This window comes from Chryseobacterium sp. HMWF035 (genome assembly GCF_003094695.1).
In the GTDB taxonomy this organism is placed as follows: Bacteria; Bacteroidota; Bacteroidia; order Flavobacteriales; family Weeksellaceae; genus Chryseobacterium; species Chryseobacterium gambrini.
This window is the reverse complement of the sequence record NZ_QEHP01000055.1, coordinates 1-512: the sequence shown is the minus strand read 5'-3', so window position 1 is coordinate 512 and position 512 is coordinate 1. Positions and strand designations below refer to the sequence as shown.

1 protein-coding gene is annotated in these 512 nt (G+C 37.1%); it reads left to right on the top strand.

The features are described from left to right. Positions 1-48: 48 nt before the first annotated feature. On the top strand, positions 49-512 hold a 464-nt coding region (locus DD829_RS08595; protein WP_133240940.1), incomplete at its 3' end, for a transposase.

Sequence of the window (512 nt, the reverse complement as noted above, 5' to 3'; positions counted from 1 at the left end):
GTAAAAAATTGCAGAAAATCGTATTTTTAGGGTATAAAAAGCGGCAAAATGTTAGGGAAAATAAAACCCGATTTACAGCAGAATTTATTCAAAACCAGACTTACGGAACTCATTAATATGGAGCATCCGTTGGTAAAATTGGCAGATGAGATTTCCTGGGATAAAATGGAGTCAGAGTTTGAGAAATTATTTTCAGAAAACGGAAGACCTTCTATTGCTATCCGTAAAATAGCAGGAATGCTTTTGCTCAAGGAGATGTTTAAAGAAAGCGATGAGACGGTTGTAGAAAGATGGGTGGAGAATGCTTATTGGCAATATTTTACAGGAGAAACGTTTTTTCAGACCGGGCAGCCTTTTGACCCGAGCAATTTTGTACACTTTAGAAAGAGAATTGGAGAGAGTGGTTTAGAATTTCTTTTGGGACAAAGCATTTCACTTCATCCCAAAGCCAAAACAGAAGATGAAGTTCAGATTGATACTACTGTTCAGGAGAAGAATATCACGTTTCCTAC